General features: G+C 69.3%; 20 protein-coding genes. 11 read left to right on the forward strand and 9 right to left on the reverse strand.

Annotated features, from left to right (window positions below; genetic code table 11):
- Positions 1–12 precede the first annotated feature (12 nt).
- Positions 13–1,518 carry a TROVE domain-containing protein gene (locus tag ACQPZX_RS06120; RefSeq protein WP_433375531.1) on the forward strand — a complete coding sequence of 502 codons (1,506 nt, stop codon included), beginning with the start codon at positions 13–15 and terminating at the stop codon, positions 1,516–1,518.
- Between the two features lies 1 nt (position 1,519).
- Here ACQPZX_RS06120 and ACQPZX_RS06125 read toward each other — a convergent pair whose 3' ends face one another.
- A complete protein-coding gene (locus ACQPZX_RS06125) occupies positions 1,520–3,505 on the reverse strand; it encodes a sigma-70 family RNA polymerase sigma factor (protein WP_433375534.1) in 1,986 nt (661 codons plus the stop codon).
- Between the two features lie 231 nt (positions 3,506–3,736).
- On the opposite strand from ACQPZX_RS06125, the gene ACQPZX_RS06130 reads away from it, so the two are divergent.
- From ACQPZX_RS06130 to ACQPZX_RS06140, 3 genes are all read left to right on the forward strand, one after another.
- Positions 3,737–5,128 (forward strand): pectinesterase family protein, encoded by a 1,392-nt coding sequence (locus ACQPZX_RS06130; RefSeq protein WP_433375537.1) that lies wholly within the window; start codon positions 3,737–3,739, stop codon positions 5,126–5,128.
- Entirely contained in the window at positions 5,125–6,537 is a 1,413-nt protein-coding gene (locus ACQPZX_RS06135; RefSeq protein ID WP_433375539.1) for an RICIN domain-containing protein, read from the forward strand. Before ACQPZX_RS06130 ends, ACQPZX_RS06135 begins: the two co-directional genes overlap by 4 nt.
- 124 nt (positions 6,538–6,661) lie before the next feature.
- A complete protein-coding gene (locus tag ACQPZX_RS06140) occupies positions 6,662–7,627 on the forward strand; it encodes a fatty acid desaturase family protein (RefSeq protein ID WP_433375542.1) in 966 nt (321 codons plus the stop codon).
- Here the strand turns inward: ACQPZX_RS06140 and ACQPZX_RS06145 are convergent.
- The 4 genes from ACQPZX_RS06145 to ACQPZX_RS06160 all read right to left on the reverse strand — a co-directional run bounded on the left by ACQPZX_RS06145 (position 7,547) and on the right by ACQPZX_RS06160 (position 11,825).
- A complete protein-coding gene (locus ACQPZX_RS06145) occupies positions 7,547–8,155 on the reverse strand; it encodes a CPBP family glutamic-type intramembrane protease (protein WP_433375544.1) in 609 nt (202 codons plus the stop codon). The two genes, ACQPZX_RS06140 and ACQPZX_RS06145, sit on opposite strands and share 81 nt — an antisense overlap.
- Before the next feature lie 30 nt (positions 8,156–8,185).
- Positions 8,186–10,216 (reverse strand): cellulose binding domain-containing protein, encoded by a 2,031-nt coding sequence (locus ACQPZX_RS06150; RefSeq protein ID WP_433375547.1) that lies wholly within the window; start codon positions 10,214–10,216, stop codon positions 8,186–8,188.
- A 191-nt stretch (positions 10,217–10,407) separates the two neighbouring features.
- On the reverse strand, positions 10,408–10,812 hold the full coding sequence (locus tag ACQPZX_RS06155) for a hypothetical protein (protein ID WP_433375549.1): 405 nt from the start codon (positions 10,810–10,812) through the stop codon (positions 10,408–10,410).
- 182 nt (positions 10,813–10,994) lie between these two features.
- Positions 10,995–11,825, reverse strand: coding sequence for a S1 family peptidase (locus ACQPZX_RS06160; protein WP_433375552.1), 831 nt, complete (start codon positions 11,823–11,825; stop codon positions 10,995–10,997).
- A gap of 219 nt (positions 11,826–12,044) precedes the next feature.
- Here ACQPZX_RS06160 and ACQPZX_RS06165 point away from each other — a divergent pair, with 219 nt between their 5' ends.
- From ACQPZX_RS06165 to ACQPZX_RS06190, 6 genes are all read left to right on the forward strand, one after another.
- Entirely contained in the window at positions 12,045–13,283 is a 1,239-nt protein-coding gene (locus ACQPZX_RS06165; protein WP_433375555.1) for a hypothetical protein, read from the forward strand.
- A 20-nt stretch (positions 13,284–13,303) separates the two neighbouring features.
- A complete protein-coding gene (locus tag ACQPZX_RS06170) occupies positions 13,304–14,455 on the forward strand; it encodes a sensor histidine kinase (RefSeq protein ID WP_433375558.1) in 1,152 nt (383 codons plus the stop codon).
- The gene (locus ACQPZX_RS06175; protein WP_433375561.1) at positions 14,452–14,886 is read left to right on the forward strand and encodes a response regulator; all 435 of its coding nucleotides are present in this window, start codon (positions 14,452–14,454) and stop codon (positions 14,884–14,886) included. The genes ACQPZX_RS06170 and ACQPZX_RS06175 overlap by 4 nt, the downstream gene beginning before the upstream one ends.
- Before the next feature lie 5 nt (positions 14,887–14,891).
- Complete coding sequence (locus ACQPZX_RS06180) at positions 14,892–16,775, forward strand: response regulator (RefSeq protein ID WP_433375564.1); 1,884 nt, start codon at positions 14,892–14,894, stop codon at positions 16,773–16,775.
- A gap of 187 nt (positions 16,776–16,962) precedes the next feature.
- Positions 16,963–18,207 carry an IS256 family transposase gene (locus tag ACQPZX_RS06185; protein ID WP_433375567.1) on the forward strand — a complete coding sequence of 415 codons (1,245 nt, stop codon included), beginning with the start codon at positions 16,963–16,965 and terminating at the stop codon, positions 18,205–18,207.
- A gap of 641 nt (positions 18,208–18,848) precedes the next feature.
- A complete protein-coding gene (locus ACQPZX_RS06190) occupies positions 18,849–21,596 on the forward strand; it encodes a beta-galactosidase (protein ID WP_433375569.1) in 2,748 nt (915 codons plus the stop codon).
- Here ACQPZX_RS06190 and ACQPZX_RS06195 read toward each other — a convergent pair.
- A complete protein-coding gene (locus tag ACQPZX_RS06195; RefSeq protein ID WP_433375572.1) occupies positions 21,593–23,446 on the reverse strand; it encodes an L-lactate permease in 1,854 nt (617 codons plus the stop codon). The genes ACQPZX_RS06190 and ACQPZX_RS06195 overlap by 4 nt on opposite strands.
- A gap of 137 nt (positions 23,447–23,583) precedes the next feature.
- The gene (locus ACQPZX_RS06200) at positions 23,584–24,441 is read right to left on the reverse strand and encodes a WXG100 family type VII secretion target (protein WP_433375575.1); all 858 of its coding nucleotides are present in this window, start codon (positions 24,439–24,441) and stop codon (positions 23,584–23,586) included.
- 126 nt (positions 24,442–24,567) lie between these two features.
- On the opposite strand from ACQPZX_RS06200, the gene ACQPZX_RS06205 reads away from it, so the two are divergent.
- Entirely contained in the window at positions 24,568–24,999 is a 432-nt protein-coding gene (locus ACQPZX_RS06205; RefSeq protein ID WP_433375578.1) for a cupin domain-containing protein, read from the forward strand.
- Between the two features lie 7 nt (positions 25,000–25,006).
- On the opposite strand, the gene ACQPZX_RS06210 is transcribed toward ACQPZX_RS06205, so the two are convergent.
- Together ACQPZX_RS06210 and ACQPZX_RS06215 are read right to left on the reverse strand one after the other, a co-directional pair.
- Entirely contained in the window at positions 25,007–25,564 is a 558-nt protein-coding gene (locus tag ACQPZX_RS06210) for an isochorismatase family protein (RefSeq protein WP_433375581.1), read from the reverse strand.
- Positions 25,561–26,298 carry a DUF6390 family protein gene (locus tag ACQPZX_RS06215; RefSeq protein ID WP_433375584.1) on the reverse strand — a complete coding sequence of 246 codons (738 nt, stop codon included), beginning with the start codon at positions 26,296–26,298 and terminating at the stop codon, positions 25,561–25,563. The genes ACQPZX_RS06210 and ACQPZX_RS06215 overlap by 4 nt, the downstream gene beginning before the upstream one ends.
- Positions 26,299–26,301 lie beyond the last annotated feature (3 nt).

Raw genomic sequence — 26,301 nt, forward strand, 5'->3', positions numbered from 1 at the left:
CGGGAGCGCACCATGTCCAGATTCAATGCCACATTGCGTACGGCCGAGGGCGCCACCGGCTTCGCCCGCGACCCGCGCAACGAGCTCTTCCTGCTCGCCGTGTCCAATATGGTCGGCCAGCAGACGTTCTATGAGTGTGCCGAGGCGCGCGATGCCCGCTTCCGCGAGCTGATCACGCTCGCCGCCGTCACCGATCCCGAGTGGTTCGGCCGGTTCGTGCCGTGGCTGCGCACGGGCGCGATGCTGCGCACCGCCTCGGTGGTGGCCGCGCTCGAGGGCGCCCGCGCTCAGGTCGCGGCCGGCATTCCCGGCTCCCGCGCGACCGTCGACGCCGCGCTGCAGCGGGCCGACGAGCCGGGCGAGGCCGTCGCCTACTGGCTGGGCCGCTACGGCCGCGCGATGCCCAAGCCGGTCAAGCGCGGCATCGCCGACGCCGCGGTGCGCCTCTACGACCAGCGCAGCCTGCTCAAGTACGACGCGGAGCGGGCCGTGCGCTTCGCCGACGTGCTCGACCTGACCCACCCAGTCGCGCGCGACCCGCGGCAGGCCGACCTCTTCCGGCACGCGCTCGACCGGCGTCACCAGCGGGACAACCCGATCCCCGAGTCGCTGACCACGCTGACCCGCCGGCGCGAGCTGATGGCCCTGCCGGTGGCGCGGCGCCGCGAGGTGACCGACGCCGCGGTGCTGGCCGAGGCCGGCATGACGTGGGAGTCCCTCGCGGGTTGGCGACAGGGCCCGCTCGACGCGGCCGCGTGGGAGTCCATCATCCCCTCGATGGGTTACTTCGCCCTGCTCCGCAACCTGCGCAATTTCGACGCGGCCGGGGTGAGCGACGAGGCGGCCGAGGCGGTGGCGCGACGGCTGACCGACCCGGCCGAGGTGGCCCGGTCGCGCGTGCTGCCGATGCGCTACCTGTCGGCGTTCAACGCGGCGCCGAGCCTGCGCTGGGCGTACCCGTTGGAGAAAGCCCTGCAGGCGGCGCTCGCGCACGTGCCGGCCCTGGCCGGCCGCACGCTGATCCTCATCGACACCTCCGGATCGATGCGCGCCGAGTTCAGCCGCGACGGCTCGCTGCGCTGCTGGGACGCGGCCGTCGTGTTCGGCCTGGCCCTCGCGGCCCGCGCGGAGGCCGCGACCACGGTGGCCTTCTCGAACGAGAGCATGGTCTTCCCGCCGGCCCGCGGCGAGTCGGTGCTGGCCGGCGTGCGCCGCTTCAAGGAGGGCGGCTACTTCATGGGGATGGGCACCGACACGGGCGCGGCCGTCGAGACCCACTACGACGGCCACGACCGGGTGGTCATCCTGACCGACGAGCAGGCCCACTACTACGCCGACGAGGACGTCACCCGCGCGATCCCGCCGCAGATCCCGGTCTACACGTGGAACCTGGCGGGCTACCGCCTCGGCCACGCACCCGACGAGGGCAACCGGCACACGTTCGGCGGCTTGTCGGATGCCGGCTTCGCGATGATCCCGCTCCTGGAGGCCGGCGCGGAGCAGCGCTGGCCGTTCTGAGTCAGCCACCCATCGAGGCGCCCCTGCCGTTGCCGGTCACCAGGAAGTCGGTGCGCGGCACCGAGCCGTCGGCGCCGCGTGGGCCCTCGGCCGAGGCCGGGTCGGTGGAGCGGAAGGGGGACTTCTCGGCGCCGGAGGGGCTGTCGGCCTTCTCGTTGTCCACGGCCACGTCCATGCGCAGCACCGGTGAGCCGCCCGGGAAGGCGTAACCGGCGCCGCCGTTGCGGAACGCCGTGCTGTTGACGATCGTGGGCGAGCCGCCGGCCCCGTCGTCGGTGAAGCCGTTGCCGCCGTTGTCCCAGGCCACGCAGTGCCGCAGCTTGTGCGCGGGCGCCTCGGTGGACGGCGCGCCGGCGAGGACGAAACCGCTGCCCGCGTTGCGGTAGGCCCAGTTGTACTCGACCGTCACCGGGGAGGAGAAACCGCCGAGGTCGTAGCCGGACGCGTCGTTGGCCCACGAGCGGTTGCCGCGCACGAGGTTGCCGTCGCCGTCGCCGAACTGCACCGACAGCCCGGTGCCGTTGTCGTGGAAGTCGTTGTTCAGCACCTGGTTGCCGGTCGTGCCGGGGTCGCGCAGCATGAGGCCGGAACGGGCGTTGTCGTGCATGACGAGGTCACGGAAGACCATGTGGGTGCAGGCGCTGCAGACGTACGCGTGACTCCTGGAGTTTTTGATCTCGAGGCCTTTGATCGTCCACCAGGAGGAATGCTGCGTGATCGCCCATTTGTCGGCGGCGACGCCGGCGGCATCGAGGACCGGCCGCTCGTCGCGGTAGCCGCGCAGCACGATCGGCTCGTCCTCGGTGCCGCTCGTGGTGATCGAGATGGGCGAGGTGAGCTTGTAGGTGCCGCCGCGCATCATGATCGTCTGTCCGGGCTCGACGACCGAGGCGGCCTTCCCGAGGGTGGCGAAGGGCCGGGAGGAGGAGCCGTCTCCGCTGTCGGAGCCAGTCGGCGAGATGTAGACCACCGCAACGGTAGTGGGGGAGAAGGACGGCGAGGGCGAGACGCGTCCGGCGACGGCGGGTGCGGTGGAGCGAGGGACGAGCGTCGGGGTCACGGTGATCGCCTCGGCGCCGGGCGGGAGAGTTTCGTGATAGACCGCGTACGCGATCCCGCCGCCGACCGCGAAAGTCGTGGCCGCGGCCACCGCCACCGTCTTGTGCTGAAGCAGCCCGAGCAGCGAGACCTTCGCGGGCGCCGCGTGGAGGCCGGTCAGCAGGCCGGCCGGCACGGGTAACGCCGCCATGCCCAGCAGCAGCTCCTCCGGCGCGACCAGCCCTCGCCGGCGCGGCTCGCAGGCCGGGCACTCGCGGACGTGCCGCACCAGCCGCTTGCGCCACAGTGGATCCGCCACCCCGTTCCACCGGCGCACCTGCTCGGCCAGCTCGGGGCAGCGCGGCCGGGCCCGCAGCGCCCGCACCACTCCGCGGGCCGCGTCGAGCTGGGCTTTCATCCGCTGCACCCGCACCGCGGCGTGCTTGGGCTGCACCTCCAGCGCCGACGCCAGCTCGCTGCGGGTCAGCTCGCCGCTCGCCTCCTGCCACCAGAGCCCGAGCAACCGCCGGTCGCCGTCGTCGAGCCAGCGGGCCGCCTCGACCAGCTCCCGGCGCTGGTCGGCGACGACGATCTCGGCGGCCGCGTCGTCCGCGAAGTCGGGCTCGGCCAGCTCGATCGGCTCGGGCACCCGCCGCTGCTGGTTGGCGCGGCGGGATCGCAGATAGAGCTGAATCTGGCGGTACGCGATCGCGATCAGCCAGGACCGGAACCGGTCGGGCTCGCGCAGGCCGGGGAGGCCGCGGATGGCCCGCAGCATGGTGTCCTGCACGACGTCGTCCACATCGGGGTGACCGGCGAGCGCCCGCCCGATGATGTTGTAGACGAGGGGGAGGTGCCCGGCGACCAGCTCCTCGAGGGCGTCGGTGTCGCCCGCCTGGGCGGCCCGCACGAGCCGGGCGACCTCGGGCGCGATCTGACTCTGCGTCACTGCCTGACCCCATCGATGATCTTCGCAGGCACTGCTGTCCGGGGAGTGGCCTGAACTGCGGATTCGAATCCTGTCACGAGTTTTTGTTGTCGTCCAGGCTCGCGTGTGTCTACGAAAGTGCCGCCTTCCCCCGGGCGGTATCACTCAGGGTGACGAAATGGGAGCGCTCCCGAACTCTCCGTCACCGTCCGAGCGAGAGGACGAGATGTGTCCCGAGCACGAAGAAAGATCATGGTGGCCGCCCTGGCGATCGGCATCCCCATCACCGCGGTCGCCGTCGCCGTCCTGCCGTCCGAGGCCGCCACGCTGCCCGCCGCCGGCGGCACCTATCAGCTCGCCGTCACCAAGAGCGGCAAGTGCATCGACGTGACCGCCGGATCCAAGGACAACGGCGCGCTGCTCCAGCAATGGGGCTGCACGAGCGGCGCGACGTGGCAGCAGTTCAAGCTGACCGCGATCACGAGCACGCAGTATCAGCTGGTCAACGTCAACAGCGGCCGCTGCATCGACGTGCCGGGCGCGTCCAAGACCTCCGGCGTCCAGCTGCAGCAGTGGGGCTGCGCCAGCTCGCAGACCAACCAGCTGTTCACCTTGACCGCGAGCGGGACCAACACGTTCCAGATCATCAATGTCAACAGCGGGCTGTGCCTGTCGGACCAGGGCGCGTCCACCGCGTCCGGGGCGGCGATCATCCAGGAGACGTGCACGGCGAACTCCAACAAGCAGTGGGCGTTCAACCCCGTCGGCTCCAGCCAGGCCGCCACCGTGGCCAAGGACGGTACCGGGCAGTACACGACGGTCCAGGCCGCGATCGACGCCGTCCCGGCGAACAACACGACCCGGCGGACGATCACCATCAAGGCCGGCACTTACCGCGAGATCGTCACGATCCCGTCCAACAAGCCGTACGTCACGCTGCAGGGCCTCGGCTCGTCCGCCTCGCAGACCGTGATCGTGAACAACCACAGCTCGGCCGGCGGATATGGCACCTCGGGCAGCGCCACCGTCTTCGTCAGCGGGCACGACTTCGCCGCCACCAACCTCACCATGTCCAACGACTACGGCGAGGGCAGCCAGGCGGTGGCCGCCAACGTGAACGCGGACCGGTCGGCCTTCAGCAACGTCCGGTTCCTCGGCAACCAGGACACGCTGCTGGTCAACGGCTACCGGTCCTACTACACCAACTCGTACGTCGAGGGCACCGTCGACTTCATCTTCGGCGGCGGCATCGCGGTCTTCAACGCCAGCAGCATCTACGAGCGGCGTAGCACCGGCGGCCCGATCACCGCGGCCAAGACGGACGCGGCCAACGCGTACGGCTTCCTGTTCTACAAGTGCACGATCACCGGCGCCACCAACAACACCACCCAGCTCGGCCGGCCGTGGGGTCCGGACGCGCAGGTGCTGTACCGCGAGTCGTCGCTGAGCGCCACGATGGCCACCGCCCAGCCGTGGATCGACATGTCGGGCAACTCATGGAAGAACGCCCGGTTCTTCGAGTACAAGAACACCGGCTCGGGCGCGGGCACGAACGGCAACCGGCCGCAGATGAGCGACTCGACCGCCGCCAACTACACCCCGCAGAAATACCTCGCCGGCACGGATGGATGGAACCCGCTATGAAGAAACTCGCCGTTCTCGCGCTGGTCGTTCCGCTGGCGCTCATCGGTCTGTCCGCCTTGCCCTCGGAGGCAGCGACGTTGCCCGCCGCCGGCGGCACCTACCAGCTCGCCGTCACCAAGAGCGGCAAGTGCATCGACGTGACGTCGGGGTCGAAGGACAACGGCGCGTTGCTCCAGCAGTGGGGCTGCACCAGCGGCGCGACGTGGCAGCAGTTCAAGCTGACCGCGATCACGTCGACGCAGTATCAGCTGGTCAACGTCAACAGTGGCCGCTGCATCGACGTGCCGGGCTCGTCGAAGACCTCCGGCGTGCAGGTGCAGCAGTGGGGGTGCGCGAGCTCGCAGACCAACCAGTTGTTCACGCTGACCGCGAGCGGGACCAACACGTTCCAGATCATCAACGTCAACAGCGGGCTGTGCCTGTCGGACCAGGGCGCGTCCACGGCCTCCGGCGCGGCCATCATCCAGGAGACGTGCACGGCCAACAGCAACAAGCAGTGGGCGTTCAATGCTGTGGGTGGTCGCACGTGGTCTTCGACGGCCGACGGGTTCGCGCAGGGCACGACCGGCGGCGCCGGCGGCACGACGGTCACGGTCACCACGTACGCCGATCTGCTGAAATATGCGACGTCGAGTGCCGCCTACACCGTGAAGGTGAGCGGGACGATCACCGTGCCCACCTACGGCTACGAGATCCCGGTCGCGTCGAACAAGACGATCATCGGGGTCGGGGCCTCGGGGCGGATCAAGGGCGGTGGGTTCTTCCTCGGCACCGGGATCCACAACGTGATCATCCGGAACCTGACCATCGGGGACACCGCGGTGGCCTCGGATGATCCGGATGACAAGGACTTCGACTACGACGGTATCCAGATGGACACCGCCGATCACGTGTGGATCGACCACAACACGTTCACCAACATCAACGACGGCTACATCGACTCCCGTAAGGACACGTCGTTCGTGACGGTGTCGTGGAACCAGCTGGGCAACCACAACAAGACCTTCGGGATCGGCTGGACCGAGAACGTGACGGCCCGGATGACGATCCATCACAACTGGCTGCACGACACCAACCAGCGCAACCCCAGCGCCGACAACCTGGCGTACGCGCATCTGTACAACAACTACCTGCAGAACATCAGCTCGTACGGCAACTACTCGCGCGGCGCGACCAAGATGGTGATCGAGAACAGCTACTTCGATCACGTGAACAACCCGTACTACCCCGACTCCACCGCCCAGTTGAAGCAGACCGGAAGCGTGGTCGTCAGCTGCACCGGCCGCCAGGAAACAAGCGGCAGCGCGTTCACCCCGAGCAGCTTCTACTCCTACACCCTCGACAGTGCGGCCAACGTGCCGTCGCTGGTCAAGACCTACTCCGGACCGCAAGCCTCCATCGGGGTCTGAAGGGGGAAATAGGCCGGCCGGGGCGAGGGGCCCCGGCCGGCTCCACCAAAGGCTCCACAAACGACGATCACCGTGCGTTTCCCGTACACGTCATGGTCTTTTATCGCGTTTAATCTGCGGAAACGTGCCATCCGTGAACTCGGGCCCGGCGCGGACCTACGGCTCCACGGCGACCTCCACGATGCTGGTCGCCGGCGCTCTCGGCTCTCTGTCCCTGCAGCTCTTCGTGATCCCACTGACGCCGCTTCCCGGCTGGCTGCTGGTCCCCTTGGCGCTGACCAGCACCCATCTCTGGTCGATCCTGCACGAGTCGATCCACGGCTCCCTGCTGCGCGACCGCACCTGGAACGACCGTCTCGGCCGCGCCCTCGCCGTCGGCTACGGCGCGCCCTTCATCCTTCTCAAGTCCGGCCATCTGCTGCACCACCGCTTCAGCCGCACCCCGCGCGAGCGCACCGAGGTCTACGACGAGGGATCCTGGTCATCGCACGCGCCCGTCTACTACTTCCGGCTTTTCGGCGGGCTGTATCTCGCCGAGGTCGCCTCGGTCGTGCTCGCGGTCGCCCCTCGCCGGGCGTGGCATCGGCTGCGCCACCTGCTGGACACTCCCGACACCGTGACCGCGCTGCTCTTCGACGCGATCACCGGCCGCCGCCTGGGCCAGTTCCGCCTCGACGCCGTGCTGATTGTGATCCTCTACGCCGGGGCGTTTTTCGCGTACGGCCCGGACTGGTGGATGCTACTGGCGTTGCTCGCCGGCCGCGCCTTCCTCGTGTCGATCGCCGACAACGCATACCACTACGGCACGGCCCTGGACGAGCCGCTCGAGGCCATGAACCTGAAACTGCCCCGCCTGCTCGAGTCGTTCGTGCTCGCCTTCAACCTGCACGGCGTCCACCACAAATATCCGGGCCTGGCCTGGCATTCCCTGCGCGGCGCCTTCCTGGCCGACGGCGGGCGCTTCGACATGGGCTGGTGGCGGGCGGTGGCCCGGCAGCTCAGAGGCCCGCTAAAGGCTGCTTCCGTGGTAGAAGTACTGCCCCAGGCCGACCGTGAAGATCGTGATGCCGTAGAGCGCATGCTCAATTGACACCACGAGCAGCGATTGCGTGCGCTGGTAGCGGCGCGCGAACAGCCACCCGCCCACAACCGTGGCCACCACCGCGATCACGTTGCCGAACAGCAGATGGGCAAAGCCGAAGGCCGCCGCGCTCGCCGCGGCGGCCGCTCGATGAAAGCCGAAGACCGGCGAGTAGCGGTGCAGCAGGAAGGCCCGGAAGAGCAGCTCCTGCGGGTACACCGACACCAGCGGGTAGAAGACGATGATCGCGAGCCAGAGCAGCGGCTCCCGGCGCGGCAGGTCGAAGAGCATGTCCCGGTCGAAGATGGCGACCGCCGCCACGGTGAGAACCGTGACGGCGGCCCACAACAGGAGCACGCCCCGCAGCGAGCCCCGCCGCCAGAAGTTCGCCCGGTCGAAGCCGGTGGCGCGCCGCAGGTAGAACACGATCGCGACGGCGGCCACCAGCAGGACCGGGATCGGCCCGCCCGGCACGTGGACGGCGATGTAGACGCCGACCAGCCCGAAGAAGATCAGCAGGTACTCGACGAGCCTCATTCGACGGAACGGTACGGGCCGATGGTGATATCAAGATGACGTCGAGCAGAGCGTTCCGTTGAGGGTGAACGCCACTGGCAAGACATTCGGACCGCTGTAGGCGCCGACGAAGCCGACCGAGGTCGCCCCGCCGCTCGCCGCCAGCGTGGCGTCGCTGGTCACCCGTACATCGGTGCCGCTCTGCGTCCAGGTCGCGTTCCACCCGCTGCTCACGCTCTGCCACGTGGCCGGCCAGGTGAAGTTGAGCGTCCAGCCGTTGAGCGGGGCCGCGCCGGTGTTGGTGATGTCGATCTGCCCGATGTAGCCGTTGCCCCAGTCGTTGGTGTCGGCGAACTTCACCGTGCACGTGCTGGTGGCGGGCGCGCCGGTGGTGAACGTCAGCGGCGGCGACGACCAGGACAGGTTGCCCTTGCTGTCGCGCGCCAGCACGTTGACCGTGTAGCGCTTGCCCGGCTGGAGGTTGCTCACGGTGAACGACGTGCCGGTGGTCTCGCCGAGCTGCTCGCTGATCGCCCCGTTGGCCCGGTGGATCTCGTACTTCGCGGCGCGGGCGACGGCCGGCCACGAGATCGTCGCGGTGCGGTCGGTGACGGCCGAGGCCGTCGGGACGCCGGGGGCATTCGGCGCCGCGGCATTGCTCGCGCTGGGGTGCAAGGTCAAAAGCGTGATCGAGTACGGCGGGAGCGAGCTCGCGCTGCCGGCGTGGATGCTCGTGTCGCCGTTGCCGTAGGTGACCGCGGTCGGGGCGGCCGCCGACGGGGTGTACCCGCGGTAGTCGAGCGCCACGTCGTGGGCGGCGTCCGGGTCCTTGTTGATCAGCAGGACCGCGAGGTCGCCGTTGGGCCGGCGCGCCGCGTGGGCGGTGACCAGCGCGTTGTCGGTGGCGGCGCGCACCATCTGGTCGCCCGGGTGCACGAACGACGACATCAGCTTGAGCGCGTGATACGGCGCGAACGGCGTGTTCAGCGGCGGCTCGCAGACCGTGTTGTCGGCGGTGCAGGTGCCGCTGGAGAGCAAGCCGAAGTCGTTGTAGTCGGTCTGCCCGGCCACGGTCGACGGCGTGCCGATGCCGTTGTGGACGTTCCACCATTGGACGGTGAAGACGCCGTTGGCGATCAGGCTGCTGTACGCGTCGGCCAGGAAGATCGCACCCGGCTGGGTGTTCTGCCCGACGCCCACGTTCAGCTCGGTCAGGCTGATTCCGATCTTGCTCGCGTTCGTGCCGCCGTACTTGTTGATCTGATTCCGGAGCAGATAGATCGAGTCGTCCAGGTACTGGGTCTTGCCGATCGCCTCGGCCGCGGTGCCGCCGCCGGGGTACCAGTGCACGTCGACGAAGTCGATGTGCGGGCCGGCCGCCTGCAGGACCACCTGGTTCCAGCTGGCCGCGTCGCCGCCGCCGACCAGCGCGTCCGGCCAGTTCGCGGGCATGGTGAGCACCGCGCCGACTTTGATCGTCGGGTCGACGGCCTTCATCGCGTCGGCGTAGGCGACCACCTCGGCCGCGTACTGGGCCGGGCTCTTGTCGGCGTGGTCGTCGGCCTCCCACTCGGAGCCGTAGTGGCCGTTGCCGTAGTTCTCGTTGCCGATCGTCCAGTACTTGGCGCCGTACTTCTTGGTGACGTTGGCGTACCGGACCCAGCCGGCCGCCTCCTCGGCGCTGCCGGTGCCGTAGTTGGCGATGATCATGGGCTCGGCGCCCGTCCGGCGGGCCGAGGCCATGAACGTGTCGAAGTCGGTGTTCGGGGCGACATAACCGCCGGGCGCGGTGTGCGTCTCCCAGTGGTAGATGTCGGCGTAGGAGCCGCCGGGGTAGCGGATCATCTTGACGCCGGCCGCGCCGAGCAGGTCGGCGACGGCGTCGGTGCCGAGCGTGGTGTCCCAGATGGCGTCGTTGACCCCGAGTGCGGTGGCCGGGACGGTGGCCTGCCCGGCTCGAGCGTTGACGGTGACCTTGACGGGGGTGTCGGCGGCTTGGGCGACCTGGGCGGGTGCCGCCAAGGCTGTTGCGGCGAGCAGGGCTGCGCCCAGCGCGACGCGACGGGGGATCGCGGTCTGCATGGCTCTCCAAAGAGCGATTCAAAGGGGAATGGGAGCGCTCCCAAGTTTGCGGCCGATAACGAAGTGTGTCAATGCGCGCGCTTCGCCGGGGCGATTTACTGGGTATTGACGGTGATATCGCCGAAATCGCCGCGAAATGCGGCGGGGCCGCCACCCCGGGGAGGGTGACGGCCCCGCTTGCGAGGGTCGGATCAGTGCTTGTTCCAGCCGCCGGGGCCGTCGTGGTCGTTGCCCCAGCCGTTGTGGCCGTTGTGGTCACCCCAGCCGTTGTGGTTGCCACCCCAGCCGCCGAAGCGGTCCCAGCTCACCCGCAGCGCCCACTTGCTGCGGTGGAAGCCGCCGGGCACGCGGATGCAGCGGTAGTCGTCCCACCGGTTGCGGAACTCGCCGATGCGGCCGATCTTGTTGCAGGTGAACGGGTCGCGATAAACGCCGACGATCTTGGAGCGGTCACCGTGGGCCTTGGACTGGGTGGCGGCCTTGCTGTCCGACGAGGCCGGCGAGGCCGAGGCGGCGGCCGCGGGGCCGGCGCTGAACGTCGCGCCCGCGACGATTGCCATTCCGGTCATCACCAGCATGCGGGTTGCTTTATTCATCGATTCACCTCTTCGTGTCAGGTTATTGCCGATGTGATGATCATAGGCAAATTGCGGCATTTGTCCGGCCGAAAACGCAAACACGATTAGGTGAAAAGGGCGTCGCGACAATTCGATTGTCAAAAATGTGGTCCGGCGGCAAATAGCCGCCGGACCTGCGGTGATTCGTCCGAACGGATGAGTCAGCTTGCCGGTTTGGTCAGAAGACAACCCGAGATGGACAAATCGATCGTACGGCTCGATGTCAGACATGTGGTGAACCAGTACGTCTGTTCGCCGTAGCTCTGTCCCTGATAAGCGTGCGTGGTCCCGTTCGCATCGACCTCGCACGGGTTGTTGAGCGTGCACATCTGGCCGTCGTCGTTTCCGGTGTTGTTGATTCCGACGATCTGCCCGGAGGAGGCGTCCACGATCGGCGAGCCCGACGTGCCGTGGATCGTGTCGCAGTTGACGTCGTACCGGATCGAGTCGCGCCAGGTCCACACATCCTCGCGCAGCGTGCCCACGAAGCTGTCGATCTTGCAGTTCCAGATCCGCTTCCAGTAGCTGGACGGGATCGCGATGCCGGCCCCGGCGGCGGGGTGGCTCGCCGAGATGGTCAGCGCGGTGGCGGCGTACCGGCTCGACAGGGTGGCGTAGGTCGAGGTGAGCCGGTAGAGCGTGACGTCGGTGCCGGTCATCGTCGCGTACAGCACGCGGTCGGCGCGGACCGTCGCGACCGCGCGCCCGCTCGCGTTCAGCAGCGAGCCCGACCGGCTGCTGGTCCGGTTCTGCAGCACCTGGCCGGCGCTGAGGAAGCCGCCCTCGTAGCAGTGCCCGTTGGTGAGCATCATGGCCCGGTCGCTGCTGACCGAGCTGGGGTAGCGCACGAGCGACGCCGAGCAGTTGCTGAGCGCGATCGTCGAGGCGAGCGTGGTGGCCGCTACGGCCTGGGCCGGCGCCGGACCGGCGACGATGCCGGTGGCGGTGGCGAGAACGGCTGCGCCGAGGGCGAGGACGCGTCGAAGACGCATGGGGGATCCCTTCTGCTACGTGGCGGCAGGGGGTCGCCCGCCGCCGTTGGCCGACCGGGGGTACCGGACGCCCGAACCTTCGCATCGGCATCTATGACTGTCAATGCCGCTAAGAAAACCGACCGTCCGGTCGATAGGTCGGAAAAGGCCTCCCGCGAAGGGGTGTCTCGATTGGCAGTGCGGCAAGTGGGCCATTGGGTGGACGATGAGCTACCCCGGTTGAACAGGGCGATCCTGGCGCGGGACATCCCGCCCGGCATGCTCGCCGACCAGGCACGCGACGTGCTCTTTCCGCAGCTCCCGGCGGTTGACGGGCTGACCGCGGAGGAGGCGCAGCGGCTGGTCGTGCGTCTCGGCTTCGTCGGCGCCTCGGTGGCCCGCCACTATCAGGAGTGGAATCCGGGCGGCAAGGAAACCCCGGAGCGGGCGTTCGACGGCCTGGAGGTCGACGAGCGACCGTTCCGCGAGTACTTCGCCGGGCTGGCCGGGCGCACCGGGCGCGGGCACTACGGCCGGGACAGCTACGCGTCGCTGGTGCGGTGGAACGTGGGCACGCTCGAGGTGCGCCGCGGGCACGAGCTGATGTCCGTGCTGCCCGGCGTCTTCGACGACGGCCGGATCCGCAGCTACACCGGCACGCCCGGCGAGGAGCGGTTCTTCCTGCTGATCAAGAAGAGCGAGGCGATCGAGCTCGCCGTCAACGAGCTGCTCGCGCCGCTGAGCGGCAGCGGGATCGGGCTGGTCACCGACGAGACGCTCGAACGCGTACGGGTGGCCACCAGCCTCATCGAGGCCATGCGCCGCCTGTTCCTCGAGTTCGCGTCGCTACCGCCCGGCCTGAGCATGCCGGACGAGCACTTCCTCGACGTCTTCCGGCAGTTCGCGGTGCACTGGACCCGCGACGACATCCCGCCCAGCGGCGCGCTCGACCCCGAGTCGCTCAAGCGCGACTTCCTGCTCGGCATCGGTCTGACCGGCTACGACCAGCACGTACGCAAGCTGTTCCCGGCGCTGCTGGACGAGGAGCGGCACGCGCTGGAGGAGCTGATGGCCCAGCCGACGCTGCCCGAGCGGCTGCTGAACGAGCTGTGCGTCAAACCGGACGAGCTGCGGGAGGCGGCCGGCGCGGTGCTCGGCCGCCACCCCTGCCTGGTCGACTGGTACCGGCTGCTCACCACGCACGCCCGGGCCGCCGGCGCACACCTCATGCTGAGCAAGAAGTTCCTGTTCAAACCCCAGAGACGACGTGATCTGGCCGGGCAGGGCGACCGGCCGCTGGTGTCCAACCGGGCCGGCACGACGGGCATGAACGAGACGTACCTGGAGCGGCTCACCCGCGCCCGGCAGGAGCACACGCTCGCGCCACTGCGTGCGGCCCTCTCCGCCGAAACCGCCGAAAAGACGGCCGAACCGGAGGTACCGTCGGCCGCATCGGTCTCGGTCGCGCTGGTGGGGTGACGGGTGAACAGGAGTCTGTCGTGAGCACCGGCACCCGGCCCCCGGTGCGGGTCGGGCACGAGCAGTTGATGTCGCTGATCGACCACACCTCGGCCGTCATCTACATGCGCGACGTCGACGGGCACTACCTGCTGGTCAACCGGGAGTACGAGCGGCTGTTCAACCTGCACCGCGACGAGATCGTCGGGCTGACCGACCATGACCTGTTCGAGGGCCCGATCGCCGACGACTTCCGGGCGAACGACCTGGCGGCCATCGCCCGCGGCGTGCCGCTCCAGGTGGAGGAGCAGGCGCCGGGTGAGGACGGCATGCACACGTACGTGACGGTGAAGTTCCCGCTGCACGACGAGCACGGCCACGCGTACGCGATCTGCGGCATCTCCACCGACATCACCGCGCGCAAGCGGGCCGAGGAGGAGGTGCGCCGCCTCAACGACGAGCTCGAGCTGCGGGTCCGGCAGCGGACGGCCGAGCTGGAGGCGTCGACCCGGGAACTGGACTCGTTCGCGTACTCCGTCTCGCACGACCTGCGGGCGCCGTTGCGCTCGCTCGAGGGGTTCAGCCAGGTTCTGCTCGAGGACTACGCCGGGGACCTGGACGACGAGGCGCAGGGCTACCTCAAGCGGATCCAGGCGAACGTCGGGCGGATGGCCCAGATGATCGACGACCTGCTGCACCTGTCCCGGGCCACGCGGTCGCAGCTGCGGCGGGACGCGTTCGACCTGAGCGCGCTCGCCCAGGAGGTCGCGTCCGAGGTCGGCGACCCGTCCAGGTCCGTGACCTGGGACATCGCCGACGGCATGACCGCCCAGGGCGACCCGCACCTGGTCCGGCTCGTCCTGCAGAACCTGCTGGGCAACGCCTGGAAGTTCACGGCGCACGCGGCCGATCCGGTCATCTCGGTGACCGTGCATCCGCAGTCCGGGGTCGACGTCTTCGAGATCCGGGACAACGGCGCGGGTTTCGACATGAAATATGCGGATAAAATGTTTGATCCGTTCCAGCGGTTGCATTCGGCCGGCGAGTTCGAGGGCACCGGGATCGGGCTCGCGATCGTGCACCGGATCATCACCCGGCACGGCGGACGGATCCTCGCCGAGGGCGTGGTCGGCGAGGGCGCCGCGTTCCGGTTCAACCTCACCCCCGCCCCGGCCGACTGGGAGCTGCGATGACCGAGCGGCCGATCCTCCTGGTCGAGGACAACCCCGACGACGCGCTGCTGACCGTCCGGGCCTTCAAGAAGAACCGGATCAGCAACGAGATGGTGGTGGCCACCGACGGCGAGCAGGCCCTGCGCACGCTGCTGCCGCCGGAAGGCGAAGGACTGCGGCCTGCCTTGGTCCTGCTCGACATCAAGCTCCCGAAGATCGACGGGCTCGAGGTGCTGCGGACCATCCGCGAAGACGAACGCACCGAGAACCTGCCAGTGGTGGTGCTGACCACCTCCAACGAGGAGCGCGACATCTTCACCAGCTACAAGCTCGGCGCCAACAGCTTCGTCCGCAAACCGGTCGTCTTCGAGGAGTTCGTCTCCGCCGTCAACGCCCTCGGCATCTACTGGCTGATCGTGAACGAGCCCGCACCTTCAGGACCGGTCGGGTGAGCGCCATGCACTTGCTGATCATCGATGACAGCGACGACGATGCCGTGCTCATCGTGCGGCAGCTGACCCGGGCCGGGCTCGACGTCAGCCACGTCCGGGCCGACACCCCCGGCGGCGTGGCCGGCGCGCTCTCGCAGCGCTCGCCCGACGTGGTGATCTGCGACTACAACATGCCGGTCTTCCGGGCCGAGGAAGCCCTCGAGCAGGTGCGCGAACACGACGCCGACATCCCGTTCCTCCTGGTCAGCGGCCAGGTCGGCGAGGAGGCGGCGGCCGCCATGATGCGCGCCGGCGTGCGCGACTTCGTCCTCAAGGACCGGCTGGCCCGGCTCGCCCCCGCCGTGCAGCGGGAACTGCACGAGGCGGCCGAGCGCCGGCAGCGACGCCGGGCCGAGGACGCCCTGCGGGAGAGCGAGGAGCGGTTCCGGCTGATCGCCGAGCACGCCCAGGACGTCATCTTCCGCTACCGGCTGCACCCGACGCCGGCCATGGAATACCTCAGCCCCGCGGTCGAGGAGATCACCGGGTACAAGCCCGAGCAGTTCTACGCCGACCCCGACCTGATCTTCCGCACCGTCGACGCCGAGGACCGGGGCACGCTCGAGGCGTCCTGGCGCTCGGTCGAGCCGGGCACGCTCACCATCCACTTCCGGCACCACTCCGGCGGCGCCGCGTGGGTCGAGCAGCGGGCCAGCTCGGTCACCGACAAGACCGGCCGGGTCGTCGCGGTCGAGGGGATCCTGCGCGACATCACCGAGCGGACCCGCCTCGAGCAGCAACTGCGCCAGGCCGAACGGCTCGACTCCCTGGGCCAGCTCGCCGGCGGCATCGCCCACGACTTCAACAACATCCTCGCGGTGATCTCCGGATACGCCGACATCCTCGCCGAGGAGCTGGCCGACCATCCCGTACGCCCCGACGTGCAGGCCATCGAGCAGGCCGCCGCCCGCGGCAGCGGCCTCACCCGCCAACTGCTGATCTTCAGTCGCCTGGAGCCGTCCCGCCCCGAGACCCTCGATCTCAACACGGTCGCCGCCGACATGCAGCGCCTGCTGGCCCGCACGCTGGGCGAGGACATCGAGCTGAGCACGATGCTCTCGCCCGACCTGCCGGCGATCACCATGGACCGCAGCAAACTCGAACAGGTCCTGATGAACGCGGTGATGAACTCCCGCGCCGCGATGCCGACGGGCGGCCGGCTCACCATCGCCACCGGCGTGGAAGAGGGCGGCCGGTTCGTCGGCCTCAGCATCACCGACACCGGCGTCGGCATGGCCCCCGAGGTGGCGGCCCGCGCGTTCGAGCCGTTCTTCACCACCAAGGGCCGGGGCAAAGGCACCGGCCTGGGTCTGGCCACGGCGTACGGGGTGGTCACCGACGTGGGCGGGACGATCACGCTGGACTCGCAGCCCGGCCAGGGAACCACGGTCCGGGTGCGACTGCCGGTCAGCACCGAGACGCCGTCCGGCGCGGTGGTGCCCGCGCGCTCGTCCCCCGCGGGCGGCGCGGGCCGGCGCATCCTGGTGGTCGAGGACGAGGACGGCGTACGCGACATCGTCTGCCGCATCCTCACCAAGGCCGGCTACGACGTGCACGCGGCCGGGGACCCGCAGGAGGCGCTGAAGCTTTGTCTGGACGGTAGGTTGCACGTGGACGCCCTGCTCAGCGACGTCATCATGCCCGGCATGTCGGGCACCCAGCTGGCGGCCGAGCTACGACAGACCCGCCCCGAGCTGCCGGTGCTGTTCATGTCGGGCTACACGAGCGGCCCCGCCCCGGGAGGCCAGGAGCTCCCCGCGGACGCGCCGCTGCTGCACAAGCCCTTCCAGAACGACCAGCTGCTCCAAGCAATGAGCCAACTCCTGAACCGAGGCACCCCCACCGACTGACACCCCACCCACCCCGCCCACCCCGCGCCCTCCCGCGCCGCCTCCACTCGCCCGCCCTCCCGCGCCGCCTCCACTCGCCCGGGTCACGTCCACCGAAGTGGTGTATGACCTGGTCTTTTGGGTCGATGAGAGGCGGCCATCGCAGATCCTTCGGATTGTCTAAAGATCACGAAGGAGGAAGCCTGCGATGGCCGCAGAACAAAGTCTGAACGTTGCGTCGTTGTTGCGCGAGCATCTGGAATCGGCGAGCCCTGATCTGCTGCGGGAGATGGTGAAAACCTTCGCCGACCTGCTGATGTCCGCCGAGGCCGACGCCCTGTGCGGCGCCGAGTACGGCGAACGCAGCCCTGAGCGCACGAACTCACGCAACGGCTACCGAGCTCGGGAGTGGGACACCCGGGCCGGCACCGTCGAGCTGGCCATTCCCAAGCTGCGACAGGGCTCGTATTTCCCGGACTGGCTGCTGCAGCACCGCCGCCGGGCCGAACAAGCCCTCGTCTCAGTCGTCGCCACCTCGTATCTGCTCGGCGTCTCCACGCGGCGCGTCGAAAAACTGGTAGAGCAGCTCGGGATCAAGCAACTGTCCAAGTCCCAGGTCTCGGAGATGGCCCGCCATCTGGACGCGCAGGTCGAAGCGTTCCGCAACCGGCCACTCGATGCCGGGCCTTACACGTTCGTGTGGGTCGACGCCCTCGTGATCAAGGTCCGTGAACACGGCCGCACGATCAACGTCCACGCCCTGGTCGCGGTCGGCGTCAACAATGACGGCGGCCGGGAGGTCCTGGGCCTGGAGATCTCCAGCGACGAGGACGGCGCCGGCTGGCTGGCCTTCCTGCGCTCGCTGACCGCCCGCGGCCTGGCCGGGGTCCGGCTCGTGATCTCCGACGCCCACCGCGGGCTCGTGAGCGCGATCGGCGCCGCACTGCCCGGCGCCGGCTGGCAACGCTGCCGCACCCACTACCTGCGCAACCTGCTCGCCAAGGTCCCGAAATCCGCGCAGCCATGGGTGGCCACCCTCGTGCGCACGATCTTCGACCAGCCCGACACCGACGCCGTCGCCGCCCAGTTCACCCGGGTGCTCGACATGATCAGCGAGAAGTTCCCCGACGCCGCCGAACACCTCGACGACGCCCGCGAGGACATCCTCGCCTTCACCGCGTTCCCGACTGAGCTCTGGCGGCAGATCCGCTCGAACAACCCGCAAGAACGCCTGAACAAAGAGATCCGCCGCCGCACCGACGTCGTCGGGATCTTCCCGAACCGGGCCGCGATCATCCGCCTCGTCGGCGCCGTGCTCGCCGAACAAACCGACGAATGGACCGAAGGGCGCCGCTACATGGGCCTCGAGATTCTCCGCAAAGCCCGCCTCACACCCATCACCACCAGCCAAAACCCCGAACCCGCCACCCCGCCAGCCGAGATCGCCGCCTAACATCAACACCAACGGATCAGCGCTGGCCGCCTCTTACACCACGCCCGTGGACGTGACCCTCGCCCGCCCTGGCCCCGCTCGCCCGCGCCGCCCGTGACTCGCCGCGCCGCCCGTGACTCGCCCGCGTCGCCCGTGACTCGCCCGCGCTCGCCCGCTCCGCCCGTGACTCGCCCGCGCCGCCCGTGTAGCGCGCGCCCCTTCGTGTGGGAGCGGCAAGTCATCAATGATGAGTTGCGGTTCGCTGGGTGCGGCAGTTCATCAACGATGGCGAGGCGCCCCCGCACGGCAGTTCATCAACGATGGCGAGGCGCCCCCGCACAGCAGTTCATCAATGATGAGTTGCTGCGCGCTGCGTGCGGCAGTTCATCAAGGCCAGTCGCACGCCATCAGAGGGCGCGAGTCAAGGGCGCTTGACGACCGGCCGCAAAGCGCATCAGCATGTATCGATGCGCTTCGACAAGGTAGGGGCTTTCCTAGCGGCCGCAGCGATCGCGATCCTAGGGTTGGGCTTCGCCGCGCCGCCGGCAGCGGGAGCAGCGACGCCGGCAAAGACAGCAGCGGCGCCGGCAAAGACAGCAGCGGCGCCGGCAAAGACAGCAACGACGCCGACGCAACACACAGTCGGCTTCGATCAGTACTCGATGATCCTCGATGGGCAGCGGACCTTCCTCTGGTCCGGCGAGATGCATCCCTTCCGGGTGCCCAGCCCGGATCTCTGGCGCGACGTCCTCGAGAAGATGAAGGCGATCGGCTTCAACACCGTCTCCTTCTACTTCGACTGGGGCTTTCATTCTCCGGCGCCCGGCGTCTACGACTTCACCGGCGTGCGCGACATGGACCGCCTGCTCACGATCGCCGACCAGGTCGGCCTGTACGTGATCGCCCGCCCCGGCCCCTACATCAACGCCGAGACCGACGGCGGCGGCTTCCCCGCCTGGCTCGCCACCCAGGCCGGCCGCGCCCGCAGCGACGCCCCGGACTACCTGGCCGCCACCGACGAGTGGCAGAGCGCCATCGACGCGATCATCGCCCGCCACCAGTTCACCGACGGCACCGGCTCGGTCGTCCTGTACCAGATCGAGAACGAGCTGGCCGCGACCGGGACCTCGCAGCGCAACTACCTCCAGCACCTGTACGACAAGGCGCGCGCCGACGGCATCCGGGTGCCGATCTTCCATAACGACAAGGGCCGCAACGGCTACTGGGTGCCGCCCTCCTCGACCGTCCCGGGCACCCTCCCCGGGCCCGTCGACCTGTACGCCTTCGACGGCTACCCGGGCGGCACCTGCCACACCGACGGCTCGGTGGGATCGCCGAACGCCGCGCCCGACTGGGGCATCCAGGGCGCCGGCGGGGCGAAGGGCGGCGCCACCGCCTCGGACAAGACGCCCGGCTTCACCGCCGAGTTCGGCGGCGGCTGGTTCGACTACTGGGGCAGCGTCGGCACGTACCCGTGCACCGCGATCCGTCAGGGCCCCGGCTACGAGCGGGTCTTCTACGGCACCAACATCGCCAACCGGCTCACCGTGCAGAACTTCTACATGGTCTCCGGCGGCACTTCGTGGGGCTGGCTGCCGGCGCCGGTGGTCTACACCTCCTACGACTACGGCGCGGCCATCGACGAGGGTCGCCAGCTGCGGCCCAAGGCGCAGACGCTCAAGACGCTCGGCTACTTCGTGCAGTCCGTGGCGCCGCTGACCAGGGTCGACAAGGGCGACGCCGTGCCGACGTCATCGGCCGCCACGAAGATCGAGCACACGGTCAACGCCGAGACCGGCACGAACTTCTACTTCGCCGTGCACAACCCGTCCAGCGCGACCACCGACGACAGCTTCACCTTCCCGGTCACGACGGCGGACGGGACGTACACCGTGCCGCTGCGGCTCAACGGGCAGGACGCGAAGACGCTGGTCGCGAACTACGACCTCGAGGGCAACCACCTCGTCTACTCCACCTCGGAGATCATGACCCACCTGCGCGGGGTGGCGCTGCTGCACGGCCGCGACGGCGAGGCGGGCGAGACCGTGTTGCGCTATCCGTCCGAGCCCCGGGTCCAGGTTCTCGAAGGGGCGGCCGAAGCCGCCTACGACGCGGCAACGGGCGATTTGCGGCTCACTTACTCTCATCACGGGATCATTCGCGTACGGGTCACCGCACCCGACCGCCCGAGCCTGACGCTGCTGATCGCCGACGAGGACGCGGCGGCGACCTTCTGGCGGGTGGATGACATGCTCGTCCGAGGGCCGCAGCTGGTGCGGAGCGCCCACGTCCACAACGGCCGGCTCGCGCTCACCGGCGACACCAAGGCATCCTCCCCGCTCGAGGTCTGGGCGCCGGCTCGGACCCTCACCTGGAACGGGAAACCGGTGGCGACCCGACCGGACAACGGCGCGCTTCTCGCCGTACGAAATCTGCCTGGACCTCGGGACATCGCCCTGCCGGACCTGACCGCATGGCGTTATGCCGCGGAATCGCCGGAGGCGAAGCCCGGCTTCGACGACGCCGCGTGGCGGACCGCCGACCTGACCGCGACCAACAGCACCACGAAGCCGCCGGCTGGGCAGGTTGTGCTCACCGCCGACGACTACGGCTTCCATCACGGCGACATCTGGTATCGCGGACATTTCGACGGGCCGGCGCCGGCTTCGGTGACGCTCGACTGGGGTGGTGGCGGCGCGGGGCTGGCGCAGGCCTGGCTGGACGGCGTCCATCTCGGGCAGCGGACGATCCCGAGCGGGGTGGCGTCGCCGCCGACCCGGAACAACGACACCTTCCCGATCTCTTCGGATCTGCAGACCGACGGGCCGCACGTGCTCTCGATCATGGTGCGGAACAACTCGCACAATGAGGACGGTGGCGTGAACGACGCCCACAAGGAGGGGCGCGGCGTGATCGGCGCGACCTTCGACGGCGTCGTGCCCAGCGGCGTGACCTGGCGTATCCAGGGCACGGCCGGCGTCGATCCGGTGCGTGGGCCGCTCAACAACGGCGGCCTCTACGGCGAGCGGAACGGCTGGTCGCTGCCCGGCTTCAAGGACCGCTCATGGTCGCCGGTCAGCCAGCCCTTCGCGGCGGCCGCGCCCGGGACCTCGTGGTACCGGACCAGCTTCAACCTGAGGATCCCCGCCGACGTCGATGCCTCGCTGGGCCTGACGATCGGCGACCCGGCAGTGCCGCGGTCGGACCGGCACTACCGGGTGCTGATCTTCGTGAACGGCTGGAACATGGGCCAGTACATCGCCGACGTCGGACCGCAGCACACGTTCGCGCTGCCCACCGGCGTGCTCGACCCGCACGGCCGCAACACCATCGCCCTCGCGGTGACCGGCGATGGCTCGTCCGGCCTCGAAGACGTGCGGTTGACGACCCTGGGGGTCGCGCGCCGCTAGGAGGGAATCATCCAGTCGAGGACCGGGGTGCCCTGCAGGGTCACCAGCACACACATGACGGCCAGCAGAACCACGCTCCACAGGACCACCTTGCGGAAGATGTCGCCTTCCCGGCCGGCCATCCCCACGGCCGCCGCGGCGATCGCGAGGTTCTGCGGGCTGATCATCTTGCCGAGCACCCCGCCCGACGAGTTGGCCGCCGCCAGCAGGAGTGGATCGAGGCCGGCCTTGGTCGCGGTCTGCACCTGCAGCGCGCCGAACAGCGCGTTGGACGAGGTGTCCGACCCGGTCACGGCCACCCCGATCCAGCCGAGGATCGACGAGAGGAAGACGAAGAAGCCGCCCGCCTGCGCCAGGAACTCGCCCAGGGTGTTGGTCTGCCCCGACTGGTTCATGACGTAGGCGAGCGCCAGCACCGCCATCACCGTCACGATCGCGTGCCGCAGCGTCACGTAGGTCTCGCCGTAGGCGCGGATCGCCTTCTTCGCGCTCACCCGCAGCACGATCGCCGTGAGGATGCCCGCGAAGATCATCAGCGTGCCCGCCGCCGGCAGCCAGCCCAGCGTGAAGTTGGTCGACGAGACCGGCTTGCCGCTCGCGCTCAGCACGTGCAGGCCCGGCCAGGCGAAGACGACGGTCCAGGGTTCCTTGGCGAGGGCGTCCTTGATCGGCCCGATGTTGGCGATCGAGAAGATCGCAATAATGATCAAATACGGGGCGTAGGCGCGGGCGATCTCGGCGGCCGAGTCACGCTGGTCGATGCTTGCGCCCCTTTGCCCGTACGCCTCGCGTCCGCTGCCCCTGGTCGCGTCGTCCCCGTTCTCGCCTGATCTGCTCCCCGCGCTTCCACCGGCCGCTGTCCCGTCCTGGCGCCCGGCGTCGCTTCCGTCGCCCGGCCCTTCACCGGTCGCCGTTGCCGATCCGCCGTTGGCAGCGTCCACGGCCCGGCCGGATGTACCCGCACCGACGATCACCGCTTCGGCCCCTTCGTGCAGCGGCGGTATCTCGGCCGGCTGCCAGACGCGCAGCAGCAGCACCACGGCCGCCGCGGCCGCGAGCGACGCGATGATGTCCGTAAGCGGCACCGACACATAGTTGGCCGCCACGAACTGCCCCACCGCGAACACCGCGCCCGCCACGATCGCCGCCGGCCACGTCTGCCGGATCCCCCGCCGGCCGTCGATCACCGCGACCAGAATCAGCGGAACGATCAGCGCGAGCAGCGGCGTCTGCCGCCCCACCATCGCCCCGAGCGTGTCCGTGTTGAGCCGGGGATCGTCCACGGCCCCCGACGTCACCGTCCCGAGCGTCACGATCGGCGTTGCCAGCGCCCCGAACGCCACCGGCGCCGTGTTCGCGATCAGCGCCACCGCCGCCGCCCGGATCGGCGGGAACCCCAGCGCCATCAGCATGACCACGGTCACCGCCACCGGCGTGCCGAACCCCGCCAGCGCCTCCAGCAGCGCCCCGAAGCAGAACGCCACGATGATCGCCTGGATCCGCATGTCCGGGCTGACCCGAGCCATGGACCGCCGCAGCACGTCGAAGTGCCCGCTCACCACCGTCAGGTTGTAGACCCAGATCGCGTTCAGCACGATCCACAGAATCGGGAAGAACCCGAACGCCGCCCCTTCCGAGGCGGACAGCAGCGCCGTCCCCACCGGCATCGAGTACACGATGATCGCCACGATGAGGGCCACCACCAGCGAGATGACGCCCGCGAGCCAGGCCCGCATCCGCAGCACCCCGAGCAGGATGAAGAGCGTGAGCAGCGGCAACACCGCGAAGATGGCGGACGCCGCCACCGAGTCGGCCACCGGGTCGGTCACGATCTGGAACTGATCAGCCATGTCAGCCACCCAGAAGAATCGATCATTTTCCATGAACCTAGCCTGTGACCGGCGTCATAGGTAAGGCCTCGACCGGAGTTGATCACTTCATCGGGCCATCGACCGGCCTGAAGTCCGGAATCTTGGGCAGCCTGCCCTCAGGCGGAAGGCGCCTGTTCCTCCGCGTTGGTGTCGCCCTGAGGGAGTGGGACCGACTCGATGGCGTAGCCGTCGCCTCGCAGGGTGGTCTGGGCTGCGCCGAGGCGGCCGAACAGCCTGGTCACGGCTTCGGACGCGTCGGTCAGCTGGTCGGCCAGGATGCCGAGGCGGTGCAGGCTCGACACGAGGGCGCGCAGCCAGCGGGCGATGCGGGCGGACCAGGTCGCGCAGAGGGTGGTCACCTGGGTCACGACGAGCGGGGTGGCCAGGCCGAGAGTCGCGAGTTCCTCGATGGCGTAGGAGATGAGTCGCGCGACGACGGTGGCGATCGCGTCGCGGACCATGATGCGGACGCCGGCTATCAGCTCGCCGGCCACCTCGACCGCGGTGGACATCGTGTCGGCGGCGGAGGAGAGGGCGGTCACCGCGTGGTGCTGGTTGGTGGACCAGTCGCGGTAGGCGTTGCCGGCCTCGCCGAGCCACTCGGAAGTGTCCCAGTGGATCGAGCGGATCAGCTCGTCGGTCTCGAGGCGCAGGGCCTCGGCGATGTTGTGCCAGCTGCGGGACTGGGCGGCGATCGCGGCGGGGTCGCCGGCCAGCCAGTCGAGGGCCTCGGAGAGGGGCTTGACGTGCTCGATCAGCCACGCGACGCCGTATTGGAGGAGGGCGCCCACGGGGTCGGCCACGAAGGCGAGCGCGTCGAGGCCGGCGGAGACGCCGCCGATCGAGGCGTCGACCCAGCTGCCGCCGCGGACGCCGGAGAGGACCTGGTCGACGTCCTCGGCCAGCGCCAAGCCGGCCCAGGAGCTGACCGGGCCTTCCACGGTCGGGGCCAGCAGCGCGTTGGGGCTGGTCATTGTCGCCCTGCCCTTCGCCTGACGAATGAGGGTCGTTTCTCACACGACGGCGGAGGCCGGACGGGTTCAGTGGGCCATGCGGCGGAAACGCCGATCTGCCCGGGCCTGGTGCCGTAAACAGGGCATATGGCATTGAACTACGCACGCTGGGCCGGTATCGCGACCACCGCCTCCCTGCTGCTGGCTACCCCGGCCCTGGCGACGCCGCCGGATCCGGGGGTCACCGGCAAGGTGCTGTGGCAGCGGACGGTGGGCGACCGGGATCTGATCCTGCGCGAGATCCACATCCCGCCGGGCGCGGACAACGGCTGGCACTACCACGACGGGCCGCTCTACGCGTGGGTGAAGGAGGGCACGCTCACCCACTACGACGCGACCTGCAACCCGGACGGCGTCTATCGCACGGGTCGGCTCCTTTTCGAGCGCAGCGGGCGCGACCACGTCCACACCGGGCGCAACCTCGGGAAGGTCGAGGTGGTGCTCAAGGTGCTTTACGTCCTCCCCTCGGGCAGCCCTCTCTCCGAGGACGCCGCCAACCCGGGCTGCAGCTTTGGATAGCTGAGGGTCAGGGCTGGAAGTCGATGTCGGCCGTCGTCACGGTGCCGGCGGTGCGGCCGGGGGCGGCGTGGTACTGCCAATACAGGTTGGTGTGGGCGATCACCTTGTCGGGGGTGGGCGCGCCGTAGGCGCTGAGATCTTCCGTCGTGTGGGCGTCGGAGATCAGGGTGGTGTCGTAGCCGCGGGTGATCGCGCCGTGCAGCGTGGAGCGGACGCAGGCGTCGCTCTGGGCGCCGGAGACGAACAGGTGGCCGATCTGGGCGCCGGCGAGCACGGACTCGAGGTCGGTGTCCTCGAAGGAGTCGCCGTAGCGTTTGTGCACGACGGGCTCGTCGTCGGCGCGACTGAGCTCGGGGGCCAGCTGCCAGCCGTCGCTGTGCAACGGCATGTTGCCGTCGTCGCTGTGCTGGACCCACACGACGGGGACGTCGGCGGCGCGCGCCTTGTCGATCACGGTGGCGATGTTGGCGATGATCGCGTCGCGGTCGTGTGCCGCGGCGACCACCGACTTTTGCACGTCGATGACGAGGAGGGCGGACTGGGAACGGCCTTCGAGTGTTGTCATGGGGCTGACGCTAGACCGGGGGTATGACACTTTTCCGGGAACAGCGCCCGCCTCTGCCGCTCCTCCAGCGACTCGATCCGGGACGCCTGTTCCGGCGTGATCACGTCGCAGACCCAGTCCCAGTGCAGCGCCACCCGATCGCCGGGGGAGAGGCCGTCCAGCAGCGATCGCCCGCCCGCCGACCAGGCCACTTCCTCCTCGCACGGCGCCCCGGCCGAGAGCGTCGACCCATCCCAGACCAGCGGGCGTGAGGTCACCCTGGCCGTTTCGCCACGCACGGCGACGACCTTTCCCGTACGGATCCGGCAGCGGTCCAGCACGGACACGGCCGTCGGGTTGCCGGTCCGCCGCAGCAGCGCGGCCCAGGGATAGACCTCGAAGACGTGGAAGCTGTGATGCGGAATGGCCCGCCCCGCCGCCGATTCCCAGGTCCCACCGAGCTGCCCGGCGAACCGCGCCCGCAGATATGGCAATAAATCCGAGAAATCGGACTCTACCGGCAGGGAATCACCGACCCAGTAAGCAGAAACCGCAACCGGATCCAGAGGATCACCAGAAGCCCGGCTCAGGTACTCGAGATACGCCCAGGCCCCCTCGAACCCTCGAGCACGCCGAGCGATCTCCCCCGGCAGGTCGGAGCGCAACAGGGCCGAGGCCCCGGACGGCCCGCAATAGCCCAGCTCGTTGGGCGGATACGCATACCGGGCGAACAGCAGAGCCCCCGAATCCGACATGAC

Source organism: Actinoplanes sp. CA-142083 (assembly GCF_050942195.1).
In the GTDB taxonomy this organism is placed as follows: Bacteria; Actinomycetota; Actinomycetes; order Mycobacteriales; family Micromonosporaceae; genus Actinoplanes.